At 41.6% G+C, this 24,559-nt stretch carries 17 protein-coding genes, 11 tRNA genes and 3 rRNA genes; 26 read left to right on the top strand and 5 right to left on the bottom strand.

Features of this window, described 5'->3' with window-relative positions:
* The first annotated feature begins 9 nt into the window (after window positions 1-9).
* The 3 genes from ACZ5N5_RS04075 (at window position 10) to ACZ5N5_RS04065 (ending at window position 2,489) form a co-directional block, all read left to right on the top strand.
* The gene (locus ACZ5N5_RS04075; RefSeq protein ID WP_054787886.1) at window positions 10-576 is read left to right on the top strand and encodes an NADPH-dependent FMN reductase; all 567 of its coding nucleotides are present in this window, start codon (window positions 10-12) and stop codon (window positions 574-576) included.
* Window positions 577-642: 66 nt separating this feature from the next.
* Window positions 643-1,362 carry an N-acetylmuramoyl-L-alanine amidase CwlD gene (gene cwlD, locus ACZ5N5_RS04070; RefSeq protein WP_054861666.1) on the top strand — a complete coding sequence of 240 codons (720 nt, stop codon included), beginning with the start codon at window positions 643-645 and terminating at the stop codon, window positions 1,360-1,362.
* A gap of 80 nt (window positions 1,363-1,442) precedes the next feature.
* Window positions 1,443-2,489, top strand: a complete 1,047-nt coding sequence (locus ACZ5N5_RS04065; RefSeq protein ID WP_054787885.1) for an Mrp/NBP35 family ATP-binding protein — start codon at window positions 1,443-1,445, stop codon at window positions 2,487-2,489.
* A 49-nt stretch (window positions 2,490-2,538) separates the two neighbouring features.
* Here the strand turns inward: ACZ5N5_RS04065 and gerD are convergent, their stop codons facing one another.
* Entirely contained in the window at window positions 2,539-3,207 is a 669-nt protein-coding gene (gerD, locus tag ACZ5N5_RS04060) for a spore germination lipoprotein GerD (RefSeq protein ID WP_109985112.1), read from the bottom strand.
* A 166-nt stretch (window positions 3,208-3,373) separates the two neighbouring features.
* Here gerD and ACZ5N5_RS04055 point away from each other — a divergent pair, with 166 nt between their 5' ends.
* Window positions 3,374-3,979 (top strand): KinB-signaling pathway activation protein, encoded by a 606-nt coding sequence (locus tag ACZ5N5_RS04055; RefSeq protein WP_054861668.1) that lies wholly within the window; start codon window positions 3,374-3,376, stop codon window positions 3,977-3,979.
* A 51-nt stretch (window positions 3,980-4,030) separates the two neighbouring features.
* On the opposite strand, the gene pdaB is transcribed toward ACZ5N5_RS04055, so the two are convergent.
* Window positions 4,031-4,801: a polysaccharide deacetylase family sporulation protein PdaB gene (gene pdaB, locus ACZ5N5_RS04050; RefSeq protein ID WP_109985110.1), complete on the bottom strand. Its 771-nt coding sequence runs from the start codon at window positions 4,799-4,801 to the stop codon at window positions 4,031-4,033.
* A 130-nt stretch (window positions 4,802-4,931) separates the two neighbouring features.
* On the opposite strand from pdaB, the gene ACZ5N5_RS04045 reads away from it, so the two are divergent.
* The 16 genes from ACZ5N5_RS04045 (at window position 4,932) to ACZ5N5_RS03970 (ending at window position 14,011) form a co-directional block, all read left to right on the top strand.
* Window positions 4,932-5,153 carry a hypothetical protein gene (locus ACZ5N5_RS04045; RefSeq protein ID WP_054787884.1) on the top strand — a complete coding sequence of 74 codons (222 nt, stop codon included), beginning with the start codon at window positions 4,932-4,934 and terminating at the stop codon, window positions 5,151-5,153.
* A gap of 232 nt (window positions 5,154-5,385) precedes the next feature.
* Window positions 5,386-6,795, top strand: coding sequence for an ISLre2 family transposase (locus tag ACZ5N5_RS04040; RefSeq protein ID WP_464373318.1), 1,410 nt, complete (start codon window positions 5,386-5,388; stop codon window positions 6,793-6,795).
* 446 nt (window positions 6,796-7,241) lie between these two features.
* Window positions 7,242-8,803, top strand: a 16S ribosomal RNA gene (locus ACZ5N5_RS04035).
* A 323-nt stretch (window positions 8,804-9,126) separates the two neighbouring features.
* A tRNA-Ile gene (locus ACZ5N5_RS04030) sits at window positions 9,127-9,203 on the top strand.
* Between the two features lie 10 nt (window positions 9,204-9,213).
* Window positions 9,214-9,289 (top strand) — tRNA-Ala (locus ACZ5N5_RS04025).
* A gap of 128 nt (window positions 9,290-9,417) precedes the next feature.
* Window positions 9,418-12,331 (top strand): 23S ribosomal RNA (locus ACZ5N5_RS04020).
* A 100-nt stretch (window positions 12,332-12,431) separates the two neighbouring features.
* A 5S ribosomal RNA gene (gene rrf, locus ACZ5N5_RS04015) occupies window positions 12,432-12,548 on the top strand.
* The 16S, 23S and 5S rRNA genes sit together here with 9 tRNA genes alongside, the layout of an rRNA operon.
* 34 nt (window positions 12,549-12,582) lie before the next feature.
* A tRNA-Asn gene (locus ACZ5N5_RS04010) sits at window positions 12,583-12,657 on the top strand.
* A gap of 3 nt (window positions 12,658-12,660) precedes the next feature.
* Window positions 12,661-12,733, top strand: a tRNA-Thr gene (locus ACZ5N5_RS04005).
* A gap of 14 nt (window positions 12,734-12,747) precedes the next feature.
* A tRNA-Glu gene (locus ACZ5N5_RS04000) sits at window positions 12,748-12,822 on the top strand.
* Between the two features lie 105 nt (window positions 12,823-12,927).
* Window positions 12,928-13,003 (top strand) — tRNA-Val (locus tag ACZ5N5_RS03995).
* Between the two features lie 6 nt (window positions 13,004-13,009).
* Window positions 13,010-13,085, top strand: a tRNA-Thr gene (locus tag ACZ5N5_RS03990).
* 25 nt (window positions 13,086-13,110) lie between these two features.
* Window positions 13,111-13,196: transfer RNA gene (locus ACZ5N5_RS03985), tRNA-Tyr, on the top strand.
* Between the two features lie 55 nt (window positions 13,197-13,251).
* A tRNA-Gln gene (locus ACZ5N5_RS03980) sits at window positions 13,252-13,326 on the top strand.
* Window positions 13,327-13,856: 530 nt separating this feature from the next.
* Window positions 13,857-13,932, top strand: a tRNA-Lys gene (locus ACZ5N5_RS03975).
* Between the two features lie 6 nt (window positions 13,933-13,938).
* Window positions 13,939-14,011 (top strand) — tRNA-Ala (locus ACZ5N5_RS03970).
* A 77-nt stretch (window positions 14,012-14,088) separates the two neighbouring features.
* Here the strand turns inward: ACZ5N5_RS03970 and ACZ5N5_RS03965 are convergent.
* From ACZ5N5_RS03965 to ACZ5N5_RS03955, 3 genes are all read right to left on the bottom strand, one after another.
* Complete coding sequence (locus tag ACZ5N5_RS03965; protein WP_464373317.1) at window positions 14,089-15,066, bottom strand: alpha/beta fold hydrolase; 978 nt, start codon at window positions 15,064-15,066, stop codon at window positions 14,089-14,091.
* Window positions 15,067-15,095: 29 nt separating this feature from the next.
* Entirely contained in the window at window positions 15,096-15,620 is a 525-nt protein-coding gene (locus tag ACZ5N5_RS03960; RefSeq protein WP_464373316.1) for a hypothetical protein, read from the bottom strand.
* Between the two features lie 146 nt (window positions 15,621-15,766).
* Window positions 15,767-16,894, bottom strand: coding sequence for a conserved virulence factor C family protein (locus ACZ5N5_RS03955; RefSeq protein WP_277680062.1), 1,128 nt, complete (start codon window positions 16,892-16,894; stop codon window positions 15,767-15,769).
* Window positions 16,895-17,191: 297 nt separating this feature from the next.
* On the opposite strand from ACZ5N5_RS03955, the gene sigW reads away from it, so the two are divergent.
* The 6 genes from sigW to glmS all read left to right on the top strand — a co-directional run bounded on the left by sigW (window position 17,192) and on the right by glmS (window position 24,296).
* Window positions 17,192-17,755 (top strand): RNA polymerase sigma factor SigW, encoded by a 564-nt coding sequence (gene sigW, locus ACZ5N5_RS03950; RefSeq protein WP_054789150.1) that lies wholly within the window; start codon window positions 17,192-17,194, stop codon window positions 17,753-17,755.
* A 13-nt stretch (window positions 17,756-17,768) separates the two neighbouring features.
* On the top strand, window positions 17,769-18,380 hold the full coding sequence (locus ACZ5N5_RS03945; RefSeq protein WP_054789147.1) for a zf-HC2 domain-containing protein: 612 nt from the start codon (window positions 17,769-17,771) through the stop codon (window positions 18,378-18,380).
* A 207-nt stretch (window positions 18,381-18,587) separates the two neighbouring features.
* Window positions 18,588-19,409, top strand: a complete 822-nt coding sequence (gene cdaA / locus ACZ5N5_RS03940; protein ID WP_109982974.1) for a diadenylate cyclase CdaA — start codon at window positions 18,588-18,590, stop codon at window positions 19,407-19,409.
* Entirely contained in the window at window positions 19,402-20,655 is a 1,254-nt protein-coding gene (locus ACZ5N5_RS03935) for a CdaR family protein (RefSeq protein ID WP_109982973.1), read from the top strand. Before cdaA ends, ACZ5N5_RS03935 begins: the two co-directional genes overlap by 8 nt.
* A 49-nt stretch (window positions 20,656-20,704) precedes the next feature.
* Window positions 20,705-22,051, top strand: coding sequence for a phosphoglucosamine mutase (glmM, locus tag ACZ5N5_RS03930; RefSeq protein WP_464367531.1), 1,347 nt, complete (start codon window positions 20,705-20,707; stop codon window positions 22,049-22,051).
* Between the two features lie 442 nt (window positions 22,052-22,493).
* Entirely contained in the window at window positions 22,494-24,296 is a 1,803-nt protein-coding gene (gene glmS / locus ACZ5N5_RS03925) for a glutamine--fructose-6-phosphate transaminase (isomerizing) (RefSeq protein WP_464373315.1), read from the top strand.
* Window positions 24,297-24,559: the final 263 nt, after the last annotated feature.

Raw genomic sequence — 24,559 nt, 5'->3', positions numbered from 1 at the left:
GGGATCATCATGAAAGTAGTAGCATTGTCTGGATCGACAGTAGGTTCAAAGACAAGAACGGCGATAGATTATACGACCAAAAAGATAATAGAATCCTATCCAGAAGTGGAAATAACTTTATTAGATTTAACCGATTATCAGCTGGAATTTAGTGATGGTCGACATTATTTGGACTATACAGGGGATACGAAATATGTAACAGAGAAGGTAATGGAAGCAGATGCACTAATCATTGGAACACCGATTTTTCAAGCGTCGATACCTGGAACATTGAAGAACATTTTTGACTTGTTACCAATCAATGCTTTTCGAGATAAGGTAGTAAGCATGATCGTGACAGCAGGCTCAAGCCGTCACTTTTTGATACCAGAGCAACAAATAAAGCCAATTTTATCCTATATGAAGGCGCAAATTGTGCAAACTTACGTCTATATAGAAGAAGTGGACTTTTACCAAAAGGAAATTATTAATGAGGATATATTATTTCGAATCGATCGCTTGGTGGAAGATACGATTATGTTAACAAAAACGTATCAACAGCTATTACAAGAAAAAGAAGAGCAATACGATTTTTAACGGCATAACCCGCTCGCTTGTCCCATATAGTTAAATGAAGGCGTGAATATGGGAGGAGAAGCGGGTATGTCACGTATCTTAAAAATCGTATTATGGTTAATTGGACTATTTGTATTAATTATATTGATTCAATACCCTATGCAAGATTCAATGGATTCTTGGGAAAGCTGGTCCCTGCCACTTGCAGGAAAAACTATTGTACTTGACCCGGGACATGGTGGTGCTGATGGAGGTGCAGAGGGCTCAGATGAGACACAGGAAAAAGAGATCACGCTGAAGGTATCGAACTTACTGAAGGATTATCTCCAGCAGGCTGGTGCTTCCGTATACTTAACTAGAGAAGGGGACTATGATCTTGCAGATGAAGGGACCAAAGGTTTATCGAGAAGGAAAGCAGAGGATATTCAGCGCCGTGTTCAATTTATTAGTGATAAAAATGCCGATTTTTTCTTAAGCATTCATTTAAATGCACTTGGTGACAGACAGTGGAAGGGTGCCCAGACCTTTTATTACCCGGGAAAAGATCAAAATGAAAAGCTGGCAAAGGCTATTCAAGCAGAAATTATTCGCAACCTAGAAAATACAAATCGTGTAGCTCTTCCTATTCATCAAATTTTTGTTTTGAAATATGCAAAAGCACCTGGTGCGCTTGTTGAGATTGGTTTTTTGTCCAATGAAGAGGAGCTTGGATTACTGAAATCAGATGATTATCAACGTAAGATGGCGGCAAGTATTTATAAAGGGATTTTAAATTACATTACAGGGAAGGAAGAAGAAAATCCATAATGCGTCCTGCTTAGAATTGAAGAAATTTGTGTTATACTAGCAGATAGGAGTACACAAGAATACAATCGAGGTGACCTATTTTGCTTTCGGAACAAAAGGTAAGAGAATTACTGCACAATATGAAGGATCCGTTTTTACATAAAACGTTCAAAGAGACAGATGGTATAGAAGAAATCACGATTAAGCCTGATAAGAATCATGTCAGTGTTAAATTAGCGATTGCGAAAACGAATACAGCAGAGCAGATGCAATTACAGCAAGAGCTTGTAGGGGCATTGAAGAATCTAGGTGCTGCGACAGTTGGATTAAGATTTTCTTCCTTACCAGAGGAAGTGATTAAGAAATATCAACCGACATCTGAGGATAAGCCTGGACTATTAAGTGAAAGCTCTACGACAAAATTTTTAGCGATCGCGAGTGGTAAAGGCGGAGTTGGTAAATCAACCGTAACTGTAAATACAGCTGTTGCTTTGGCGCGATTAGGAAACAAAGTCGGGATTATTGATGCTGATATTTATGGCTTTAGTGTTCCTGATATGATGGGTGTGGAAGAACGTCCGAAATTAAAAGGGAATAAAATTATTCCAGTAGAACGTTTTGGTGTCAAGGTAATGTCGATGGGATTTTTTGTGGAAGATAATTCCCCTGTTATCTGGCGTGGTCCTAGACTAGGGAAAATGCTAGCAAGCTTTTTTAAAGAGGTGGAGTGGGGAGAATTAGATTATTTATTATTAGATCTGCCTCCTGGAACTGGTGATGTGGCACTTGATGTTCACAATATGATACCAAGCTCGAAGGAGATTATTGTAACCACTCCTCATCCAACGGCAGCATTTGTAGCAGCGAGAGCAGGACAAATGGCGATTAATACGGATCATGAGCTGCTTGGTGTTGTGGAAAACATGTCCTTTTACGTGAGTAAGAAAACAGGCGAAAAGGAATATGTCTTTGGAAAAGGTGGAGGAGACAAGCTAGCGGAAGTTTTAGACACAAATGTAATAGGGCGCCTATCACTTCAACAGCCTTATGAAGAAGAAGGAATATTTGCCCCTTCTGTTTATCAGGAGGATCACCCTAATGGTCAAGAATATTTGTCCATTGCTAAGCAAATTATTGAACGTCTATAAATATTTACAAAAGGAGCATGCTCGGGCTGAGGGCATGCTCCCTTTGTTCCTACGCTCCTCCTCCTCCGCCACCTTGGTTGCCTTGTTCTCCCTGTCCGCCTTGCTGTTGCTGTCCACCTCCGGACTCTCCTTGTCCTCCAGATTGGGATTGTCCTCCTTCGCTAGGCTTCATTTCCTTCGCTGCATTTAATAACAATTCAGAGATTTTGGCTTGGAACATAGGGGAGCTGAACATTTCCTCCATAACCTTTTCCAGATGAGAGCGAAACTTTTGTCCTGTCAGAACGGTTAATGTTTGATCTTCCATTTCGGGATTGCTCAGTATTTCGATAAATTTTTTCTGGAATTCTGGATCACTCATTAAGGTCTTCATCACTTTCTCTTGTTGATCTTGTAGAGCGAGTGAAAAGGACTCAACAAATTTTGGATCCTGGAACATCTTTGTCCAGAACTCCTTCCCTTTGTCTGAAGTTAAGGCTTCTTGTACTGTTTGCTGTACTACCTTTGCATCAATGACATAGGTTTTTTGCATATCGTCACTAGATAATACCTCTGTTATGGCTTTTTTTCCTTCATCTGTTTTCAAAATATCAGCCACCATTTTCTTAGTGCCCTCATAATCACCCTCTTCCTTGCCCTGGGTATTGCCACCACCACCGCAGGCGCTAAGGAATAGCAGTGAAAGTATCGTTAGGATAAAAAACTTTGATAAATTCATTAGACCGCTACCTTTCTTTCCATATATCTCAAGTCGTTTTTTGAAATTTCTATGTACTCCTAATATGGGGTCTTTTTAAAATTAATATGTATTATAAAGCGAAAAAAAATAGGGTTCATGGTAAAATATCTAAAGAATAGGAAGTAAAGAATTAGGGGGATTTATTTTGAAAAGTCGTAATGTCGTACGATTGTTTTTTTCTACCTTGCTTTTAGGAGGAATTTCGACATTAATCACAAGTTTCTTTGTAAAAAGTGATGCTTATATTAAGTTCTTAAGCCCTTTCGATTGGTTTGAATTATTGGGTTTGTTGATCTTCTTCTTAGCTTTGGGCTTTGTTTTTAGTTTAGTTAGTCAAATGGGTTTTTTTGCCTATTTAACCGTAAATCAGTTTGCTTTAGGTATCTTTCGTGGATTTTGGCCAACTATACAAATAGGCCTGATTTTGTTTACATTATTTGATTTAGTCTACTTCCGTTATAAATCGGTGGAGGATGGCACGATTACACCATTCTTGTTAACTGCAATCGCGTTGTTGGTTTATAGTATTGTCATCGCTCGAATCAAAGCAAAGGAAACGAACCAAAGGGCTTTTATTCCAGCTTTGTTTTTCATGGTTGTCATTACATCAATAGAGTGGGTTCCGGGACTGAGAACCAATGGAGGAGACTATGCTTGGTTAATGATCGTTCCATTAATTATCTGTAATACATATCAATTATTAATCCTTCACCGACTAACCGAAAAAACAAAAGCTACAAAGGGACGTTAAAAAAACGCATTCGCTTACAATACGAGCGAATGCGTTATTAATTTCATGAGTTTACTTATTACTTTTCAATTCACTTTGAGAACCATCTGCATTGGTAATCAATTGAGAGATCGTCACTATATCAAGATTTTTATTTTTTAACTCTGGTATGATAGCCTCTAAAGCCTTATCTGTTTGTTTGACGGAATCTGATGCATGCAATAAAACAATATCCCCTTTTTCTGTGTTTTTCAGTACATGATCCGTAATGGCTTTTGTACCAGGATTTTTCCAGTCGTTGGGGTTCACGCTCCAATGAATGACTTTCATCCCTTGATTTTCTGCGATCGATAGGATTGCTTTATTAATATGTCCATTAGGTGGACGTAATAAGTAGACATCCTCATAACCGAGCTTTGTAAAAGTTTCCTTTGCTTTAGCTATATCACTTCTTACTTGTTCTTCCTCTTGCTCGAGATACGACTTGTACTGATATCCCAGCATCCCTATTTCATGCTTGTCCTCTGCAATTTTCTCCAGTAGGTCTGGATGACGCTCAGCCCATTCCCCACTAACGAAAAAGGTGGCTAATGCTTCTTTTGCTTTTAATTGCTCCAAGATTGGCTCCACTTGCTCTGTTCCATAGCTAATATTAAACGTTAAAGCAACAGATGCGTGCTTTTTATTCCCAGCACTTAGAGCTTTTGGCTCGTCTTGATTAGAGAAAACGGTAAAGGAATAATTAGATTCTAAAAATAAAAAAAGGGCAACAAAAAAAGCAATTGGCACAATGAAAAGAAGCTTTTTACTTTTTTTCATGTCTACTACATATAATTTTCTCATTTATATCCCCCGATTTTATTAGGCTTGTTCTATATGTATGAGCTTGTTCTTAAAATATGCTGTCTAATAATGTTTATTTTTGAAAAAAAGTAGGAATATATATAGTAATAGAAGGTAGGAGTGAACAATTATGTTGGGATTATTGATAAATGAAAAAGAACAAACGGAATTACAATATGTAATAAAGAGAGAATTAGAAGAATTGTTACTAGACCTAGAAGATCACCGTATCGATCAAATGGTGAAACAAAACATGCATGAAAGGTACAAGGTGCTATTTCAATTATATAGAAGAGTTGCATCTCAAGAAGAGATTCAAAAATATATTCCGAAAAGAATTAAGATAGAATGAGTGAGTCTGGTATGGGAAGTGGCCTTGAAATTTAAATGTTAAGATGAAGATCTTGTTTCTATTACGGAGATACGAGGTCTTTATCTGTTTTTAAAGAGAAATTTCTAAATTAAAAGTATGTGTAAAATAGTTCTCGGTGGTATTTCTACAAAATCCTAGCCAAAAAAGAAGAGGCACTCTATCATAAATGTATGCCTACCAGAGCAAATACATCGTAGAAAGAGGCCTCTTCATGAATACTATTATATCAAAATTATACAGATTAATACACCAAACAGATAATTTAATTGATTTCGAGGAAAGTGTTCGTACCTTGATGTATGAGTTGTTTGCGTCCTTGTTGGGGGACGTATTCACCAATATGAACACTGTCATTGTGAAGAAAAAACAAGCGGAAGGCTGGAGGGTTGAAAGAAATGACGAAAGGGAAATTCAATTCACTTTTGGTGGAGTGAGATTTACACATACGCTTATGCATGATTTAGAAGGTCATTCCCACTATCCTTTTGATGAATGGATTGGATTTAAAAAGTACAAGCGTAGAAGTCCTTTTGTAGAAGTAAAGGTTGCCGAAATGGCCGCTGAAAGTACCTACAGAGAAGTGGCTCATGTACTGAAGGAGTGGACAGCTGTAGATATTAGTCACGCAACGGTTGGAACGATTGTGAGAGAGGTTGGGAGAGCACAAGCTATAGCGGATAAGGACATGGTCATTGATTTAGAGGATTCCGCTGAATTGCCAGAAGGTGAAAAAGTTGAGTTTCTTTATGCAGAAGCTGATGGGGTATTCGTTAGGGGAACGGAAAAGAAAAAGAGTCACGAGGTAAGCCATGCGATTATTTACGAAGGCTGGGATAAGAGTGGGAAACGCGTATCTTTGCGTAATCAGAAAGTGCTTATGACAACCAAACCAACCTCGGAATTTTGGAAAGAAGTTCAGGCACTTACTGCCAATCATTATTCTTTGGAAAAGACACGAGTTGTAACGAATAGTGATGGTGGAGCCGGTTACACAGCTGAGAAGTTTCAAGAAGCCTTTTCCCAGTCAGAATATCCTGTTCTAAACCAACTAGACCCTTACCATGTATTCCAAGGGCTTAATCGAGCACTTGGTGCCAAACAGAGTGACTATAAAACGGAATTACGAAAAGCGTTAGAGAATCATGACTTAGAGCATTTTAACTTATGGCTGGATACTTACGAAAGCACGCTTGAAGACTCCAAAAAAACCGAAAAAGTTAAGGTGTTTCGTACGTATATCTTGAACAATTGGGATCGTATTTTGAATTGGAAAAAGCGTATAGATAATCCTCCAGAAGACGCAAGAAATCTAGGTGCGATGGAATCGAATCAGCGACGTGTTACTTACCGTATGAAGAAACGAGGCATGCATTGGAGTTCAGAGGGCGCAGAGGCGATGGTAAAGGTAAAACAAGGCATACTAAACGGCACCTTACGAGAAGTTTATCTTGCGGATCTTAAACGAAGTGCAAGAAAGCAACGAGAAGTGAAGAAGGTTGTCCGCATGTCTTCTTATTTGCATCAACCTACACGCCCGTCGATGGGTGCTAAGCAAGGCGTAATCGGTGTGTATGCACCTCATTCATCCGCCATAGGAAAGCTAGCTAAAAGTTTTAGATAACCATCCTGGCATTTTAAGTTAGGTTCTTGGTCTTTAGAACGTAACTTAAAATGACGGGGAACCAAGCGAAGACATTCGCGCGGTAGCTGGAAAAGCGTACAAATTTAGAGTGCCAGAAATACTGGGATGAATAGGGTACCGAGAAAAGTTTGACACAAACAAATTAAAAATAATACTTGTTTAGCAGGTCAATATGTGATATATTAAATCTTGTCGTCAAAATGATGGAACACTTTTTTATCGTAGTTTCGCACTTTTTACATGTCTTATAAAAAGAATAAAAAAAGTTGTTGACAACCATATTGAAGCGTGATATATTATATTTCGTCGCAAAAAACGACATAAGATATTGATCATTGAAAACTGAACAAAACAACCAGTACAAAAAGTAAGAACATGCTAGCTTTAAGCGAGCTTGATCAACACAAGCACTTCGGTGCATCTATTTTATGGAGAGTTTGATCTTGGCTCAGGACGAACGCTGGCGGCGTGCCTAATACATGCAAGTCGAGCGCGGGAAGCTGACTGAATCCTTCGGGAGGACGTGAGTGGAACGAGCGGCGGACGGGTGAGTAACACGTGGGCAACCTGCCTGTAAGACTGGGATAACTCCGGGAAACCGGGGCTAATACCGGATAGTACTTTAGTTCATAGGAACCGAAGTGGAAAGGTGGCGCAAGCTACCACTTACAGATGGGCCCGCGGTGCATTAGCTAGTTGGTGAGGTAACGGCTCACCAAGGCAACGATGCATAGCCGACCTGAGAGGGTGATCGGCCACACTGGGACTGAGACACGGCCCAGACTCCTACGGGAGGCAGCAGTAGGGAATCTTCCGCAATGGACGAAAGTCTGACGGAGCAACGCCGCGTGAACGAAGAAGGTTTTCGGATCGTAAAGTTCTGTTGTTAGGGAAGAACAAGTACCGTTCGAATAGGGCGGTACCTTGACGGTACCTATCGAGGAAGCCCCGGCTAACTACGTGCCAGCAGCCGCGGTAATACGTAGGGGGCAAGCGTTGTCCGGAATTATTGGGCGTAAAGCGCGCGTAGGCGGTTTCTTAAGTCTGATGTGAAATCTTGCGGCTCAACCGCAAGCGGTCATTGGAAACTGGGGAACTTGAGTACAGAAGAGGAGAGCGGAATTCCACGTGTAGCGGTGAAATGCGTAGAGATGTGGAGGAACACCAGTGGCGAAGGCGGCTCTCTGGTCTGTAACTGACGCTGAGGTGCGAAAGCGTGGGGAGCGAACAGGATTAGATACCCTGGTAGTCCACGCCGTAAACGATGAGTGCTAGGTGTTAGGGGGTTTCCGCCCCTTAGTGCTGCAGTTAACGCATTAAGCACTCCGCCTGGGGAGTACGGCCGCAAGGCTGAAACTCAAAAGAATTGACGGGGGCCCGCACAAGCGGTGGAGCATGTGGTTTAATTCGAAGCAACGCGAAGAACCTTACCAGGTCTTGACATCTTCGGATGTCCCTAGAGATAGGGAGTTCCCTTCGGGGACCGAATGACAGGTGGTGCATGGTTGTCGTCAGCTCGTGTCGTGAGATGTTGGGTTAAGTCCCGCAACGAGCGCAACCCTTGATCTTAGTTGCCAGCATTGAGTTGGGCACTCTAAGGTGACTGCCGGTGACAAACCGGAGGAAGGTGGGGATGACGTCAAATCATCATGCCCCTTATGACCTGGGCTACACACGTGCTACAATGGATGGTACAAAGGGCAGCGAAGCCGTGAGGTGAAGCCAATCCCATAAAACCATTCTCAGTTCGGATTGTAGGCTGCAACTCGCCTACATGAAGCCGGAATCGCTAGTAATCGCGGATCAGCATGCCGCGGTGAATACGTTCCCGGGCCTTGTACACACCGCCCGTCACACCACGAGAGTTGGCAACACCCGAAGTCGGTGGGGTAACCTTTGGAGCCAGCCGCCGAAGGTGGGGCCAATGATTGGGGTGAAGTCGTAACAAGGTAGCCGTATCGGAAGGTGCGGCTGGATCACCTCCTTTCTAAGGATAAAGTGAAAGGCGGAAGCACCCGGTTAGCGACGTACAAACTGCGCCCATGCAACATGGGTGGATCGATGTTACCACGCAAAGTGGTGGTTTTAATCGATCAATCTTACCGAAGGAGATAAAGGAAACACAAGGAGCTTAGCGACTTGATGTTGACTTATCGTACGGAGGTGAGGGAAGTTGTGCTAGTCGCTGGGTGCTGGAGCTAGACACAATAGGAAATGATCTATTAGCGTAGATCATCATAGATTGTACTTGGTTGTTTGGTTCAGTTTTGAGTGATTAATATAACCTCATATTTCATTCACCTTTAGAATGGGCCTGTAGCTCAGCTGGTTAGAGCGCACGCCTGATAAGCGTGAGGTCGGTGGTTCAAGTCCACTCAGGCCCACCATTCTAATCTTGGGGCCTTAGCTCAGCTGGGAGAGCGCCTGCTTTGCACGCAGGAGGTCAGCGGTTCGATCCCGCTAGGCTCCACCATAAAAACATGTACCTTGAAAACTAGATAAGAAGAAATCAGGACGTGAAGGCATCAATAGGCGCCAACACGAAACTGATGACAAGACATCAAATAAAACCAACGACTTTTTCATCTGAAGCATGAGTATAGTTAAGTGAAAAAGGGCGCACGGTGGATGCCTTGGCACTAGGAGCCGAAGAAGGACGGGACAAACACCGATATGTCTCGGGGAGCTGTACGTAAGCATTGATCCGAGAATTTCCGAATGGGGAAACCCTCTACTCGTCATGGAGTAGAACCTCTATCTGAATCCATAGGATAGAGGAGGCAGACCCGGGGAACTGAAACATCTCATTACCCGGAGGAAGAGAAAGCAAACGCGATTTCCCGAGTAGCGGCGAGCGAAACGGAATTAGCCCAAACCAAAAAGCTTGCTTTTTGGGGTTGTAGGACACTCTATACGGAGTTACCAAGAAATACGTTAGACGAATCGATCTGGAAAGGTCAGCCACAGCGGGTAACAGCCCTGTAGTCGAAAGCGTGTTTCCTCCAGAGTGGATCCTGAGTACGGCGGAACACGTGAAATTCCGTCGGAATCTGGGAGGACCATCTCCCAAGGCTAAATACTCCCTAGTGACCGATAGTGAACCAGTACCGTGAGGGAAAGGTGAAAAGCACCCCGGGAGGGGAGTGAAAGAGAACCTGAAACCGTGTGCCTACAAGTAGTCGAAGCCCTTTTATGGGTGACGGCGTACCTTTTGTAGAATGGACCGGCGAGTTACGATCTCCTGCAAGGTTAAGTGGAAGACACGGAGCCGCAGCGAAAGCGAGTCTGAATAGGGCGAGATAGTAGGGGGTCGTAGACCCGAAACCGTGTGATCTACCCATGTCCAGGGTGAAGGTCAGGTAACACTGACTGGAGGCCCGAACCCACGTACGTTGAAAAGTGCGGGGATGAGGTGTGGGTAGGGGTGAAATGCCAATCGAACACGGAGATAGCTGGTTCTCTCCGAAATAGCTTTAGGGCTAGCCTCAAGGGATGTATGTTGGAGGTAGAGCACTGATTGGACTAGGGGCCCTCACCGGGTTACCGAATTCAGTCAAACTCCGAATGCCAATCATATTACCTTGGGAGTCAGACTATGGGTGATAAGGTTCATAGTCGAAAGGGAAACAGCCCAGACCGTCAGCTAAGGTCCCCAAGTATACGTTAAGTGGAAAAGGATGTGGCGTTGCTTAGACAACCAGGATGTTGGCTTAGAAGCAGCCATCATTTAAAGAGTGCGTAATAGCTCACTGGTCGAGTGACGCTGCGCCGAAAATGTACCGGGGCTAAACGTATCACCGAAGCTACGGATTGTTCTACGAACAATGGTAGGAGAGCGTTCTAAGTGCAGTGAAGTCAGACCGTGAGGACTGGTGGAGCACTTAGAAGTGAGAATGCCGGTATGAGTAGCGAAATAGAAGTGAGAATCTTCTACACCGAATGCCTAAGGTTTCCTGAGGAAGGCTCGTCCGCTCAGGGTTAGTCGGGGCCTAAGCCGAGGCCGAAAGGCGTAGGCGATGGACAACAGGTGGATATTCCTGTACCACCCAATTCCGTTTGAGTGATGGGGGGACGCAGTAGGATAAGGAAAGCGCACGACTGGACGTGTGCGTCGAAGCAGTGAGTGAGTCAGATAGGCAAATCCGTCTGGCAATCACAAGCTGTGATCGGGAGGGAAAATGAGTACCGAAGTTCCGGATTTCACACTGCCAAGAAAAGCCTCTAGCAAGGAAAAGGGTGCCCGTACCGCAAACCGACACAGGTAGGCGAGGAGAGAATCCTAAGGTGATCGGGAGAACTCTCGTTAAGGAACTCGGCAAAATGACCCCGTAACTTCGGGAGAAGGGGTGCTTACTTACGAGTAAGCCGCAGTGAAAAGGCCCAAGCGACTGTTTAGCAAAAACACAGGTCTCTGCGAAGCCGAAAGGCGAAGTATAGGGGCTGACACCTGCCCGGTGCTGGAAGGTTAAGGGGATGCGTTAGCATTAGCGAAGCGTTGAACTGAAGCCCCAGTAAACGGCGGCCGTAACTATAACGGTCCTAAGGTAGCGAAATTCCTTGTCGGGTAAGTTCCGACCCGCACGAAAGGTGCAACGACTTGGGCACTGTCTCAACGAGAGACCCGGTGAAATTATACTATGCGTGAAGATGCGCATTACCCGCGACAGGACGGAAAGACCCCGTGGAGCTTTACTGTAGCCTGATATGGAATGTTTGTACAGCTTGTACAGGATAGGTGGGAGCCTGAGAAGCGTGAGCGCTAGCTTACGTGGAGGCGCCGGTGGGATACCACCCTGGCTGTATGAACCTTCTAACCCAGAACCGTGATCCGGTTCGGAGACAGTGTCAGGTGGGCAGTTTGACTGGGGCGGTCGCCTCCTAAAGAGTAACGGAGGCGCCCAAAGGTTCCCTCAGAATGGTTGGAAATCATTCGAAGAGTGTAAAGGCAGAAGGGAGCTTGACTGCGAGACCTACAAGTCGAGCAGGGACGAAAGTCGGGCTTAGTGATCCGGCGGTACCGAATGGAAGGGCCGTCGCTCAACGGATAAAAGCTACCCCGGGGATAACAGGCTTATCTCCCCCAAGAGTCCACATCGACGGGGAGGTTTGGCACCTCGATGTCGGCTCATCGCATCCTGGGGCTGTAGTCGGTCCCAAGGGTTGGGCTGTTCGCCCATTAAAGCGGTACGCGAGCTGGGTTCAGAACGTCGTGAGACAGTTCGGTCCCTATCCGTCGTGGGCGTTGGAAGTTTGAGAGGAGCTGTCCTTAGTACGAGAGGACCGGGATGGACACACCGCTGGTGCACCAGTTGTTCCGCCAGGAGCATCGCTGGGTAGCTACGTGTGGAAGGGATAAGTGCTGAAAGCATCTAAGCATGAAGCCCCCCTCAAGATGAGACTTCCCCACACTTTAAGTGAGTAAGATCCCTCAGAGACGATGAGGTAGATAGGTTCGAGGTGGAAGCATGGTGACATGTGGAGCTGACGAATACTAATCGATCGAGGACTTATCTATACGTTCTTTGGATGAAAAACCAATGGTTTGTCTACTTCTTATCTAGTTTTGATGGTATAGTTTCTCCCATCTTAATAAGGATTAGCTTATATCCACCAAGTCTGGTGGCGATAGCGGAGAGGTCACACCTGTTCCCATACCGAACACAGTAGTTAAGCTCTCCAGCGCCCATGGTAGTTGGGGCTCACGCCCCTGCAAGAGTAGGACGCTGCCAGGCAAAGCTTTGAGAAGCAACAGAAGTAAATGTTTATTCCACAGTAGCTCAGTGGTAGAGCAATCGGCTGTTAACCGATCGGTCGTAGGTTCGAATCCTACCTGTGGAGCCACTTGCTTCCATAGCTCAGTCGGTAGAGCACTTCCATGGTAAGGAAGGGGTCGTCGGTTCAAGTCCGGCTGGAAGCTCTCCTAGATTTACTGGCCCGTTGGTCAAGTGGTTAAGACACCGCCCTTTCACGGCGGTAACACGGGTTCGAATCCCGTACGGGTCACCATAATAACCACAGTAATCATTAGTTATTGCTACTTTATATTAAGGATGGCATGCTAAGATCGCGACGTCCCTGTCGCAACGCATGCACTTGCACATCCTGTGCGGCGGAGGATTAGCTCAGCTGGGAGAGCACTTGCCTTACAAGCAAGGGGTCGCAGGTTCGAGCCCTGCATCCTCCACCATGTTATGCCGGTCTAGCTCAATTGGTAGAGCAACTGACTTGTAATCAGTAGGTTGGGGGTTCAAGTCCTCTGGCCGGCACCACTGGAACTAGATCATAATTTTATTTGGAGGGATAGCGAAGTTGGCCAAACGCGGCGGACTGTAAATCCGCTCCCATCGGGTTCGTAGGTTCGAGTCCTACTCCCTCCACCATTTATTATGTATAAATTTAGATCAGGCGTGTATACTATCGATATACGTTTTTTGTTGGGCTATAGCCAAGCGGTAAGGCAACGGTTTTTGGTACCGTCATGCGCTGGTTCGAATCCAGCTAGCCCAGCCATTCTTTTTTCTACATATAAAATTTAGGGTTAAATGCATATAAACTATAACAATTAGAATGAAACTATGGGATAGAAGCCATTAGCTCAGTTGGTAGAGCAACGAGCAATACTTCTACCGAATAAACTACGAGTAACCCCGAAGCATTAATCATCATCGAATAAACTAGAAGATGCAGGGGTTAACATAATGAACGCTCTTTGAATTAGGGAGAAAATTATTTTAACGAGCCATTAGCTCAGTTGGTAGAGCAACGAGCAATACTTCTACCGAATAAACTACGAGTAACCCCGAAGCATTAATCATCATCGAATAAACTAGAAGATGCAGGGGTTAACATAATGAACGCTCTTTGAATTAGGGAGAAAATTATTTTAACGAGCCATTAGCTCAGTTGGTAGAGCAACGAGCAATACTTCTACCGAATAAACTACGAGTAACCCCGAAGCATTAATCATCATCGAATAAACTAGAAGATGCAGGGGTTAACATAATGAACGCTCTTTGAATTAGGGAGAAAATTATTTTAACGAGCCATTAGCTCAGTTGGTAGAGCATCTGACTTTTAATCAGAGGGTCGGAGGTTCGAATCCTCCATGGCTCACCATTTTTAGGGGCCTTAGCTCAGCTGGGAGAGCGCCTGCTTTGCACGCAGGAGGTCAGCGGTTCGATCCCGCTAGGCTCCATTTTTATTTTGTCAAAGACGGAAACCGAACTATGATTTTAAAATAGTTCGGTTTTTGCTGTATAATAGAGAATTGCTTCAGTTGTTTTTATCTATATTTTCCTTCCATTCTTCGAATTGCTTAGCCATATCCTTAGCACGAGTCCAGTGTAAATAATGATGTCCCTCTAGTGTGATGACCTTACTGGAATGATGATCATGTAACTGTTCCTTATAAAATGTTTCTAGTGATTTCCTTCCCTGTGACTCTTCTTTCGTTGTGAAAACTAAGACAGGAATTGTAGGTGGAAAAGTCATATTCTTCGTTTTCTGTACATTGTTTCCTATTTGCTTAGCTTCTTCAACAATATTTTCATTATAGCCTTTCCAAGCTGAAATGGCTTTTGTCATTTTTAAGTTTTCCTCTGTATATGTTCCTTTTTCCGCTATTGGTAAAAAATCATCTGGATTCACCATTGTAACAAGTCGTCCAATCCCTGTTGGTGCTAAATATTTCATATAGTTAGGCATCGTCGGTGCTGATTCATTAAAATAAGCTAGAGCTTGTGGTAAAGTAAAGTCTATTCCTACCACTGATTGAATTTCATCTGGATATTTATTAGCATAATACAAGCTGTAAATCCCAGAAATAGAATGTGGCATCAATATGTACGGACCTTCTATACCTGCTTTTTTTAGAGCAGATCGAATCTCTTCTACAATGTTCTTTACTGTACGCTCTTTGTTAGTACTATCGCTCCAGCCATAACCAAAGCTCTCAATGGATACTACATTGTTTTGCTTTGCCAGCTCGTTAATCAATGGCTCAAAATCTAACACAGGTGCAGCAGTTCCTAGGCCACTAAGTAATACAATCGTATTTTCACCTTTCCCTTTTGTATAGACATGCATATTCTTTCCATCGACCTCTACTAATTCCCCTATTGGACTATACTTATTCTTTTCGTTGAGAGTCATTAGCTGATGTGCTAGAAACCAAACAAAACTTATTGCTGTTAAAAATAAAAGGATATTTCTTGTAAATAGCCAAAATCGATTTTTTCTTTTTTGTGCCATTCCTTGATTCCTCCATTATGATAAATAGTTTAACTAACTGCTTGGTGTAATTTTCCTTCATACACGAATTCTAATTTAGGAATTTGTTGTAAATCATATGGAGTAACCAGCTCTAGAGGCTTGTCAAATGTAATAATCCCAGACTCTTTTAAAATATACGCGACAAACTGAGAACAGAAATAAGCATTTTTTCTCTGGATCGGTTTATTGAGCATCACTCCGAATAAGCCAATTAAATTATAGTGATATGTCTCTTTATTACGGTCGAAATTTGCCAATACTTGCTTAATTCTTCGTTCCTGTTGCTTGGTTATTGTGTAAGAATAAATAATACAATCAGCAGTTCTGAATAAATTTTCGTTTATTTTTTCTTTGACAAATCCACCATGGAAGGGGTTGCGAGGCTTTTTTCTACCAAAGCTATATGTTTCGTTAAAGTTAGGATCAAGAGCGATCGAAGCATGGTTATAATCTGCTTTCGTATATAAACGAATCGTTCTTGTAAATAGCGTTCGAGTATTGGTGAATAATAAATAAATCTTATTTTGTTTCATCTTTCTTATCTCCTGCAAGCCTTTTTTTACTATTGTATGAAAAAGCCGTAAGAGAAATAAGAAGCTTAAGTTGTAATTTTGATTAGGTCTCTAGGCTTAGATAAAGGCGTAAAAAAAGTCTTGCTTTGTAAAAAAGCAAGACTAGACTACGGTTTCTTTTTTGTAACATCCGACATTTGTTGCCATATGGAGCCCTTCGCACTTTCTCCTTCCTCAATTCTTGCAAGTGCCATCTTTGCTTGCATTCTTACCTCGAATTCTGGATCATCTAATGTCTCTTTCAGTGCTGGGATAGCCGTTTCATCACCGAGTTCATATAAAAACATAGCAGCACGCCAACGAACAAGGCGGTTTTTATCAGATAAAGAGTCAATCATTTCCGGCATAGCTTGTTTAAAGCCAAGATCAGACAAACAGTCTCCTGCAGTTCTTCGTACATTAACCGCTGGATCCTTTAAAGCTTTATATAAATATGGGAGTACCTCTTCCTCTTCAATCATCCCTAAATAAGCTGTTGCAAGACGCCGGATTGACGCTTTTTCATCATCTAGAGCCTTATTTAATACAGGAAGATCCTTCAAGCTTGGAGACATTCGGTCAAGGGCTGCGTATCTCGCCTTCCAATCTGGATTATCTAACATATCGATGGTAACTTCATGATAAAAAGAGCCCTGACTAGCATCATCGACAAAATGAAGGAGCTCATTCAATCTGTTTTGATCATAGCTTGCACTTAATTCCTCGACAACCTCTAATCCAATTTTGTCAATATCTCCATAACGTGGTGATTGCTCGACCCATTTTCGTTCCTTGAGCATGTCCGAATCAGCAGATGCCTTTAATGCGGCTTCTGTAAATCGATCTGGCAATCCGAAACGTTTCTCTATGTCTCCTTCTTCTAATTTAACCTGCATTGGAATAAAACGAAACATTTGGATAAACACTTGAATTTCTCCGAAGGCATCCGTGGATTGGCTGCTTTTTTGGTTCGTAAAGCTTTCCTCTAAGTCTTCTACTGACCCTAATTTATTTTGAACTTTTGGGAGAATTTCCTCCCAAGCGACTTTTGGATCTCTTTCTAAAGCAATAAAATCAACTACTCGGTAGATCCCCTTGACCCCTTTGACTTCAAAAAGTGCTTGTACATAGGACGGGACATCCTCTAGCATATCCGTAGCCTTATAGTTCTCTGATTTTCCATCAGGAAGCTTCTCATCAAGGTTTATTTTCATTGAATAGGGGCTAGGAGTCGGTTCCATGGAAGTGATCTTCATACTTTTACCTCCTTCACAGTTATCACACTAAAAAATATGCCTTAAAACTATATTCTATCAAATAATGGAAGAATAATTCAATAATCGTACGGATGAGCTAAAATCAAAAATCTATCTTTCTTCCTAATAGTTTACAAAAATTTATTCATTCACCAACAAAAAATACTATTTTCTTGTTATAATACTTTTATTGTCATTTTCAGTATATAGGCTAAAAAGTTTTTAATAAAATTGAAACCTTTAGGTGTAGTCTTACGTATAAAGATTAACCGCAAATATGGCGGAGGTATTAGGATGATCGAGGAAAAGATAGTCAAACAAATAAAACTAGTTAAAAAAGGTGATCAAGCTGCCTTTGAGGATGTGGTCTCATTTTATCAAAATAAGGTTTTTGCCATCTGTTTTCGGATGATTGGCAATAAGCATGAGGCAGAAGACTTGGCACAGGAAGCCTTTATAAGAGCCTATATTAATATTCAGTCATATGATGAGAATAGGAAGTTTTCAACATGGCTCTATCGTATCGCGACTAACCTTGCGATAGACCGGATGAGGAAGAAGAAGCCTGATTATTACCTTGATGCAGAAATTAAGGGGACAGAAGGAATGAATTTATATTCCCAAATTCCGGATAATGGTGTATTACCTGAGGATGAAGTGACCAGTCTAGAAACACAAAGCTATATCCAAAAGGAAATTATGCAATTACCTGCGAAATATCGTAGTATAATTGCTTTACGGTTTATAGATGAACTCTCTCTAAAAGAAATTAGTGAAATTCTAGAAATCCCTGTTGGAACAGTAAAAACAAGAATTCATAGAGGGAGAGAAGCTCTGCGCAAGAAGCTTCGACATGTGTAAAGGGGTGTAAAAAATGAGTTGTAATAAGGAAATCATTCAATTAATGCATCGATATTTGGATGGTGACATTTCAGAAGAGAAGGAACAGGAACTACGCTCCCATTTGAGATCATGCGAAGCTTGTCAGGAACATTTCAAAGAATTAAAAAGAACTGTCGCATTGATCACAGCAAATGTGGATATTCAACCATCCTTTGATTTCACCAATAAAGTAATGGCGCAATTACCAAAGGAGAAGAAAAGAACAAGCATTCAGAGATGGTTTAGGGTTCATCCACTATTAACAGCAGCAGCTATCTTCTTTATTTTAATGTCTAGTAGTATTTTTACTATGTGGAACCAGGACCATCAGTTAAGCTATCCAAAGGGTATGAACCTAGTGGTGGAAAATGATACGGTGATCGTTCCTGAAGGTGTAGTAATAGAGGATGACCTCGAAGTGAAGAATGGTAATATTAAAATAGAGGGTAAAGTAAAAGGGGATGTCATCATTATTAATGGTGACAAGCTAAAGGCTTCTGCTGGTGATGTAGCTGGTGAAATCAAGGAGGTTGATCGTGTCTTTGGTTGGTTATGGTATGAAATAAAAGAAATGGCGGAACTAGTATTTAATCTTCCAGATTAAGCTTATGAAGTGATCTTTATCTCATCAAGATAGGATCACTTTTTTTACCATCCACAGAATTTTTTGGGTGCATGAAGCCATTCTTTTTTTCGTTTGAACAAAATCTGTGGCATAGGAGAGGAGCATGGCGTTAATTTATGCTATAATTAGTTCATAACTAATTTTAGAATAGGAAGAGGATTCGGATGGACATAAGGTTGTGTTTGCATGCTTAATGGAGATTTTTCTGTACTTAGCATCGTGAAAATTGCTTTAGATATAACGATTATATGGTATGTTTTATATAAATTACTTATGCTGATTAGAGGGACAAAGGCCATACAGCTGTTAAATGGTATATTTGTGGTAATTGCCATCTATTTATTAAGTGTGGTGCTTGACTTAAGTACAGTGAGGGCATTGATGAGTCAAGTGATTGTATGGGGGCCTGTAGCCATTATTGTCTTATTCCAACCAGAATTAAGAAGAGCTCTTGAGCAATTAGGTAGAGGTAGTTTTTTCTCAAGAAACTCTACTTCTCAGGAAGAGTTAATGAACCAATCCATCCAAGCAATCACCGATTCCTGTGTCTATATGGCAAAAAGGCGAATAGGTGCGTTAATTACCATTGAAAGAGAGATTTCGTTAGGGGATTTTGTCTCAACTGGTATCCCCATAAACGGTAAATTAACGAATCAACTATTGACCAATATTTTCATACCTAACACTCCTCTTCATGATGGAGCAGTGATCATTAATCAGGATAAAATAGTGGCAGCGGCATGTTATTTGCCATTATCAGAAAGCCCCTTTATTTCAAAGGAGCTAGGGACAAGACACCGCGCAGCACTTGGAATCAGTGAAGTAACGGATTCTATCACGATTACGGTCTCAGAGGAAACTGGTAACATTTCCTGTACAAAAAACGGGGAGCTTCATCGAAATATTACAGTGGAGAAGCTAACAGAATTGCTGAAACTAGAGCTTGTGACGAAATTTAAAGCCTCTACAACGAAAGGTTGGAATTGGAGGGGTAAAAAAAATGAATAAATGGTTAGATAAGCCGTGGATGATACGAATAGTATCCTTGTTGTTAGCTGTTTTATTATTTGTCGTTGTTGCCTTTGACGAGAACGTATATGATGATAATGACGGATTTGATTCTTATTTTGGGACAACGAATGAAACCCAGACATTGGAGGATATCCCTGTTAGAATTATTCTGGATGAAGAAGAATATGTGGTTGGCGGTGTACCGGAAACGGTAAAAGTAACGCTTCAAGGCTCAGCTAGTAAGGTGACATCGATTGCCACAAGGAAGAACTTCGATGTTTTTGTAGACTTAGAAGGTCTAGGTACGGGCACACACACGGTACCGCTTGAATATTCGGGTATAGATGAGGATTTAAATGTGTATGTCGAGCCTAAAGAAGTGGAGGTTTCGATTGAGGAGCGAGCAACGGAGGAATTCTCTGTGAATATAGATGTTGTGAACAAGGATCAAATAGAAGCAGGTTATGAGGTAGTGAATGTTTCATCAGATCCTGGACAAATCGTTGTGACAAGCTCGAAAAGTATTGTAGATAATATTGCAATCATCAAAGGATTTGTCGATGTTGCAGGAGCAAGTGAATCCTTTAGCGTTGATGATGTACCAGTAAAGGTCTATGATAATCAAGGTAATGAGTTGAATGTTCGAATAGATCCTCCGACAGTTGATGTAGAGGTAGAATTAGCTAGTCCGAATAAAACCGTTCCAATTTCAATGGAAACAGAAAACGAGCTTCCAGAAGGGATAAACCTTGTTTCTATGGAACTAGAAACAGAAGAGGTGCAAGTATTTGCTGCAGAAGATTACTTAGCAACATTAGAGCAAATTAGCACTCAACCAATTGATCTAAGTAAAATAACGGAAAGTGGAACGGTAGAAGTGAATTTGAACGTCCCTTCTGAAGTAAGAAAAGTAAATACAACAACAGTAAATGCGAATATAGAGGTAGAGAAGGTGGAAGAGCAAGTAATAGAAGATGTACCGATTGAGATAGAAGGAGAGCCAGAGGATACAGAAGTAGCCTTTACGAATCCTGCTTCAGGTACAATGAATGTTACCCTAAGTGGCTATCCTTCTGTTCTATCTGAAATAACCCCAAGTGACCTTCGATTATTTGTGACAATGGAGGGACAAGAGGAGGGGGAATTCACGTTACCGATCCGTGCTGAATTACCCGACGATATAGCAGATGATGCAGAGATTGAACTTGCGATAAATGAGGCAACATTAACAACCGAACCTTAGTCTATATATATGCACAAACGGAAGAAAATATAAAGGAGCGTATTATAAAATGGGAAAATATTTTGGTACAGATGGTGTCCGAGGAGTGGCAAATAAAGAATTAACGCCAGAGCTAGCCTTTAAACTCGGGCGCTACGGTGGGTATATCTTAACAAAGGAAACTTCTAATCCTAAGGTGTTAATTGGGCGTGACACACGTATTTCCGGACATATGCTAGAAGGTGCTTTGGCTGCAGGGCTTTTATCCATAGGAGCAGAGGTCATGAGGCTTGGTGTGATCTCTACACCGGGAGTAGCCTATTTATCGAAGGCAATGGATGCACAAGCAGGTGTAATGATTTCTGCCTCTCATAATCCTGTAGCCGATAATGGCATTAAGTTTTTTGGTTCAGATGGATTTAAGCTATCAGATGAACAGGAAGCGGAGATAGAAGCGTTGTTAGACCAGGAGGAGGACAACCTACCACGTCCGATAGGCAGTGAGATTGGTCAAATTAATGATTATTTCGAAGGTGGCCAGAAGTATCTCCAATTCTTAAAAGAAACAGTAGATAATGAATTTGATGGTATACATATTGCGCTTGACTGTGCCCATGGTGCCACATCAAGCTTAGCAACCCATCTATTTGCAGACCTAGAAGCAGATGTTTCTACGATTGGATCCTCACCGAATGGCTTGAATATTAATGATGGAATTGGATCAACGCATCCGGAGAAACTTCAGGCACTAGTAGTAGAGAAAGGTGCTGATATTGGTCTCGCATTTGATGGGGATGGAGATCGTTTAATTGCTGTGGACGAAAAAGGTAATATTGTTGATGGTGACCAAATTATGTTTATCATCGGAAAATATTTAAATGGCAAAGGACTACTCCGTCAATCGACGGTTGTGTCTACCGTAATGAGTAATATCGGCTTCTATAAGGCCTTAGAATCCCATAATATGAAAAGCAATAAAACAGCTGTTGGGGACCGTTATGTCATGGAAGAAATGCGTCAAGGGGACTTCAACCTTGGTGGAGAGCAATCAGGACATATTATCTTCTTAGATCATACCACAACAGGAGATGGTATGCTTTCAGGTCTTCAATTAGTGAATGTGATGAAGGAAACAGGTCTCACTTTATCTGAATTAGCCAGTGAAATGGAGAAGTTTCCACAAGTATTGAAGAATGTTCGCGTCGTGAATAAAAATGAAGTAATGACAAACCCTGTCATCTTAGAGGCAATTGAAAAGGTCGAAAAGGAAATGGGTACACAAGGAAGAGTACTCGTTCGTCCTTCTGGAACAGAGCCATTAGTGCGTGTTATGGTAGAGGCGCCAACTCTTGAGGATTGTAATCGATATGTAGATGAAGTTGTCAAAGTAATCGAACAGGTAATGGGCAGAGATTAAGTGGAGAAGGAAGGCCTGATCGTGAAAAAATGACCGAAAAGGCCTTCTTAACGGTACAATAAATGCTAGATTTGCATATGATTTAATAAATGATTAGTTTTATGGTTGCTAAGAAATATGTTTTCAAGTAAAATGGAAAAGTCATCGTTTTTAGTCAAGAATGGAAAGGAGCATAGTAGAGACATTTTTTATAAAGCGCCAGGGCTATAGGCAGATATAGCTGACGAGGTGGAGGTTTATCGAAGTAGATCGGCGGATGCCTCCCGGTTGTCCATCTCAACCGAGAAGTTTTTATCGAAAACAAGAAGGCGACTTTTTGTACAAAAATAAAAACAAGATGAACAACTAACTATACACGAGAAAGGGGCAACAAGCGCCCCTGATGCAAATAGGTTTATGGTCGTTTGTATGCCCCTTCTGACTTAGAGGAGGAAACAACGATATGTGTGGTATTGTAGGTTATATTGGTGGAAATGATTCAAAGGATATTTTATTAAATGGTTTAGAGAAATTAGAATATAGAGGCTATGATTCAGCTGGAATTGCTGTACTAAATGATTCTGGTATGAACATCTTTAAAGTAAAGGGTCGTATTGCAGCTTTACGTGAAAAAGTGGACACCTCTGTTCAAGGATCTATTGGTATTGGTCATACTCGTTGGGCTACCCATGGGGAACCAAGTGAGGATAATGCCCATCCACATCAAAGTGCAAGTACGCAATTTACTTTAGTTCATAATGGTGTGATCGAGAACTATTATGAAATTCGTGATGAGTATCTACAAAATGTAGAGCTAAAAAGTGAAACAGATACGGAAATTGTCGTTCAATTAATTGAGCAGCTTTATTTGAATACAAATGATGTATTAGAAGCTTTTCGTCAAGCACTGACTTTATTAAAGGGTTCTTATGCGATTGGATTAATCGATAACCAAAACCCTAACCTTATTTATGTGGCGAAAAATAAAAGCCCATTACTTGTTGGCTTAGGGGATGATTTTAATGTAGTAGCTAGTGATGCAATGGCTACATTAAAGGAAACCAATCGCTATGTCGAAATTGAAGATAAAGAAATCGTGCTTGTACAAAAAGATCGAGTGGAAATCCAAAAGCTTGATGGTACAGTTGTTGAACGTGAGGCATATGTAGCGGAAATTGACGCTGCTGATACAGAAAAAGGGACATATCCTCACTTTATGCTGAAAGAAATTGATGAACAACCGATCGTTATTCGCAAAATCATTCAAGAATACCAAGGGGAAGATGATACACTCCGTTTGGATGATAATATTAGAGAAGCAATGAAAAAAGCGGATCGTATCTATATTATTGCTGCAGGAACGAGCTATCATGCAGGTCTAGTTGGAAAGCAGTTTATTGAAAGATTAGCAGATATTCCTGTAGAAGTGCATATTGCAAGTGAGTTCTCTTATAATATGCCACTTTTATCTGAAAAACCATTATTTATTTTCATTTCTCAAAGTGGAGAAACAGCGGACAGTCGTGCTGTATTAGTCCAAACAAAAGCGTTAGGACATCCAGCTCTTACGATTACAAATGTTCCTGGTTCCACCCTTTCTCGTGAAGCAGATTATACGTTGCATTTACATGCAGGGCCAGAAATTGCAGTTGCTTCTACCAAAGCATACACGGCACAAATTGCTGTATTAGCCATTTTGGCTGTAGATACAGCGAGAGCTAAAGGTAATGGCTTAGAGTTTGATCCATTACAAGAACTAGGTATTGTCGCAAGTGCAATGGAAACATTAACAGATCAAAAGGAAGAATTTGAGCGAATTGCAAAAGAGATGTTCGAAACAACTCGCAACGCATTCTTCATTGGTCGTGGAATGGACTACTTTGTTGTCCAAGAAGCAGCCCTTAAGTTAAAAGAAATCTCTTATATCCAAGCAGAAGGCTTTGCCGGTGGGGAGTTAAAGCATGGTACCATTGCTCTAATTGAGGAGGGTACACCTGTGATTGCCATTTCAACACAAGAAAATGTCAATCTCTCTATCCGTGGAAACGTGCAAGAAGTAGCTGCACGTGGAGCTAACACATGTGTTGTTAGTATGAAAGGATTGGAAAAGGATAGCGATACTTTCGTGTTACCACAGGTACATGATCTACTAACACCACTTGTAAGTGTCGTTCCAATGCAATTACTTTCTTACTATGCAGCATTGCATCGTGATTGTGATGTGGATAAACCACGTAACCTTGCGAAGTCTGTTACGGTGGAGTAATAGGGGATTCGGAAAAAGATAAAATTGTAGCATGAAAAAAGTTCAATACTGAAATGTCTTTTTTGGTAAAAATATTCAAACGTTTAGATTAAAGATTTAGAAAAAATTGTAAATATCCAATTATTTATCTCACCCTCTGCGTTTAACATAGAAGCAGAGGGTTTTTTTATGTTGTAGTTGCCATTAAAAGAAACTATTGAAGGATACATTTGGACATGTTCAATAGAAGGCGGTAATCAAATTGATAGCAATCGGTCTATTAA

The sequence above is a fragment of the Gracilibacillus sp. JCM 18966 genome, from assembly GCF_055392695.1.
Note: the sequence above shows the minus strand (reverse complement) of the source record. Positions and strands in the feature narration are given on the sequence as shown.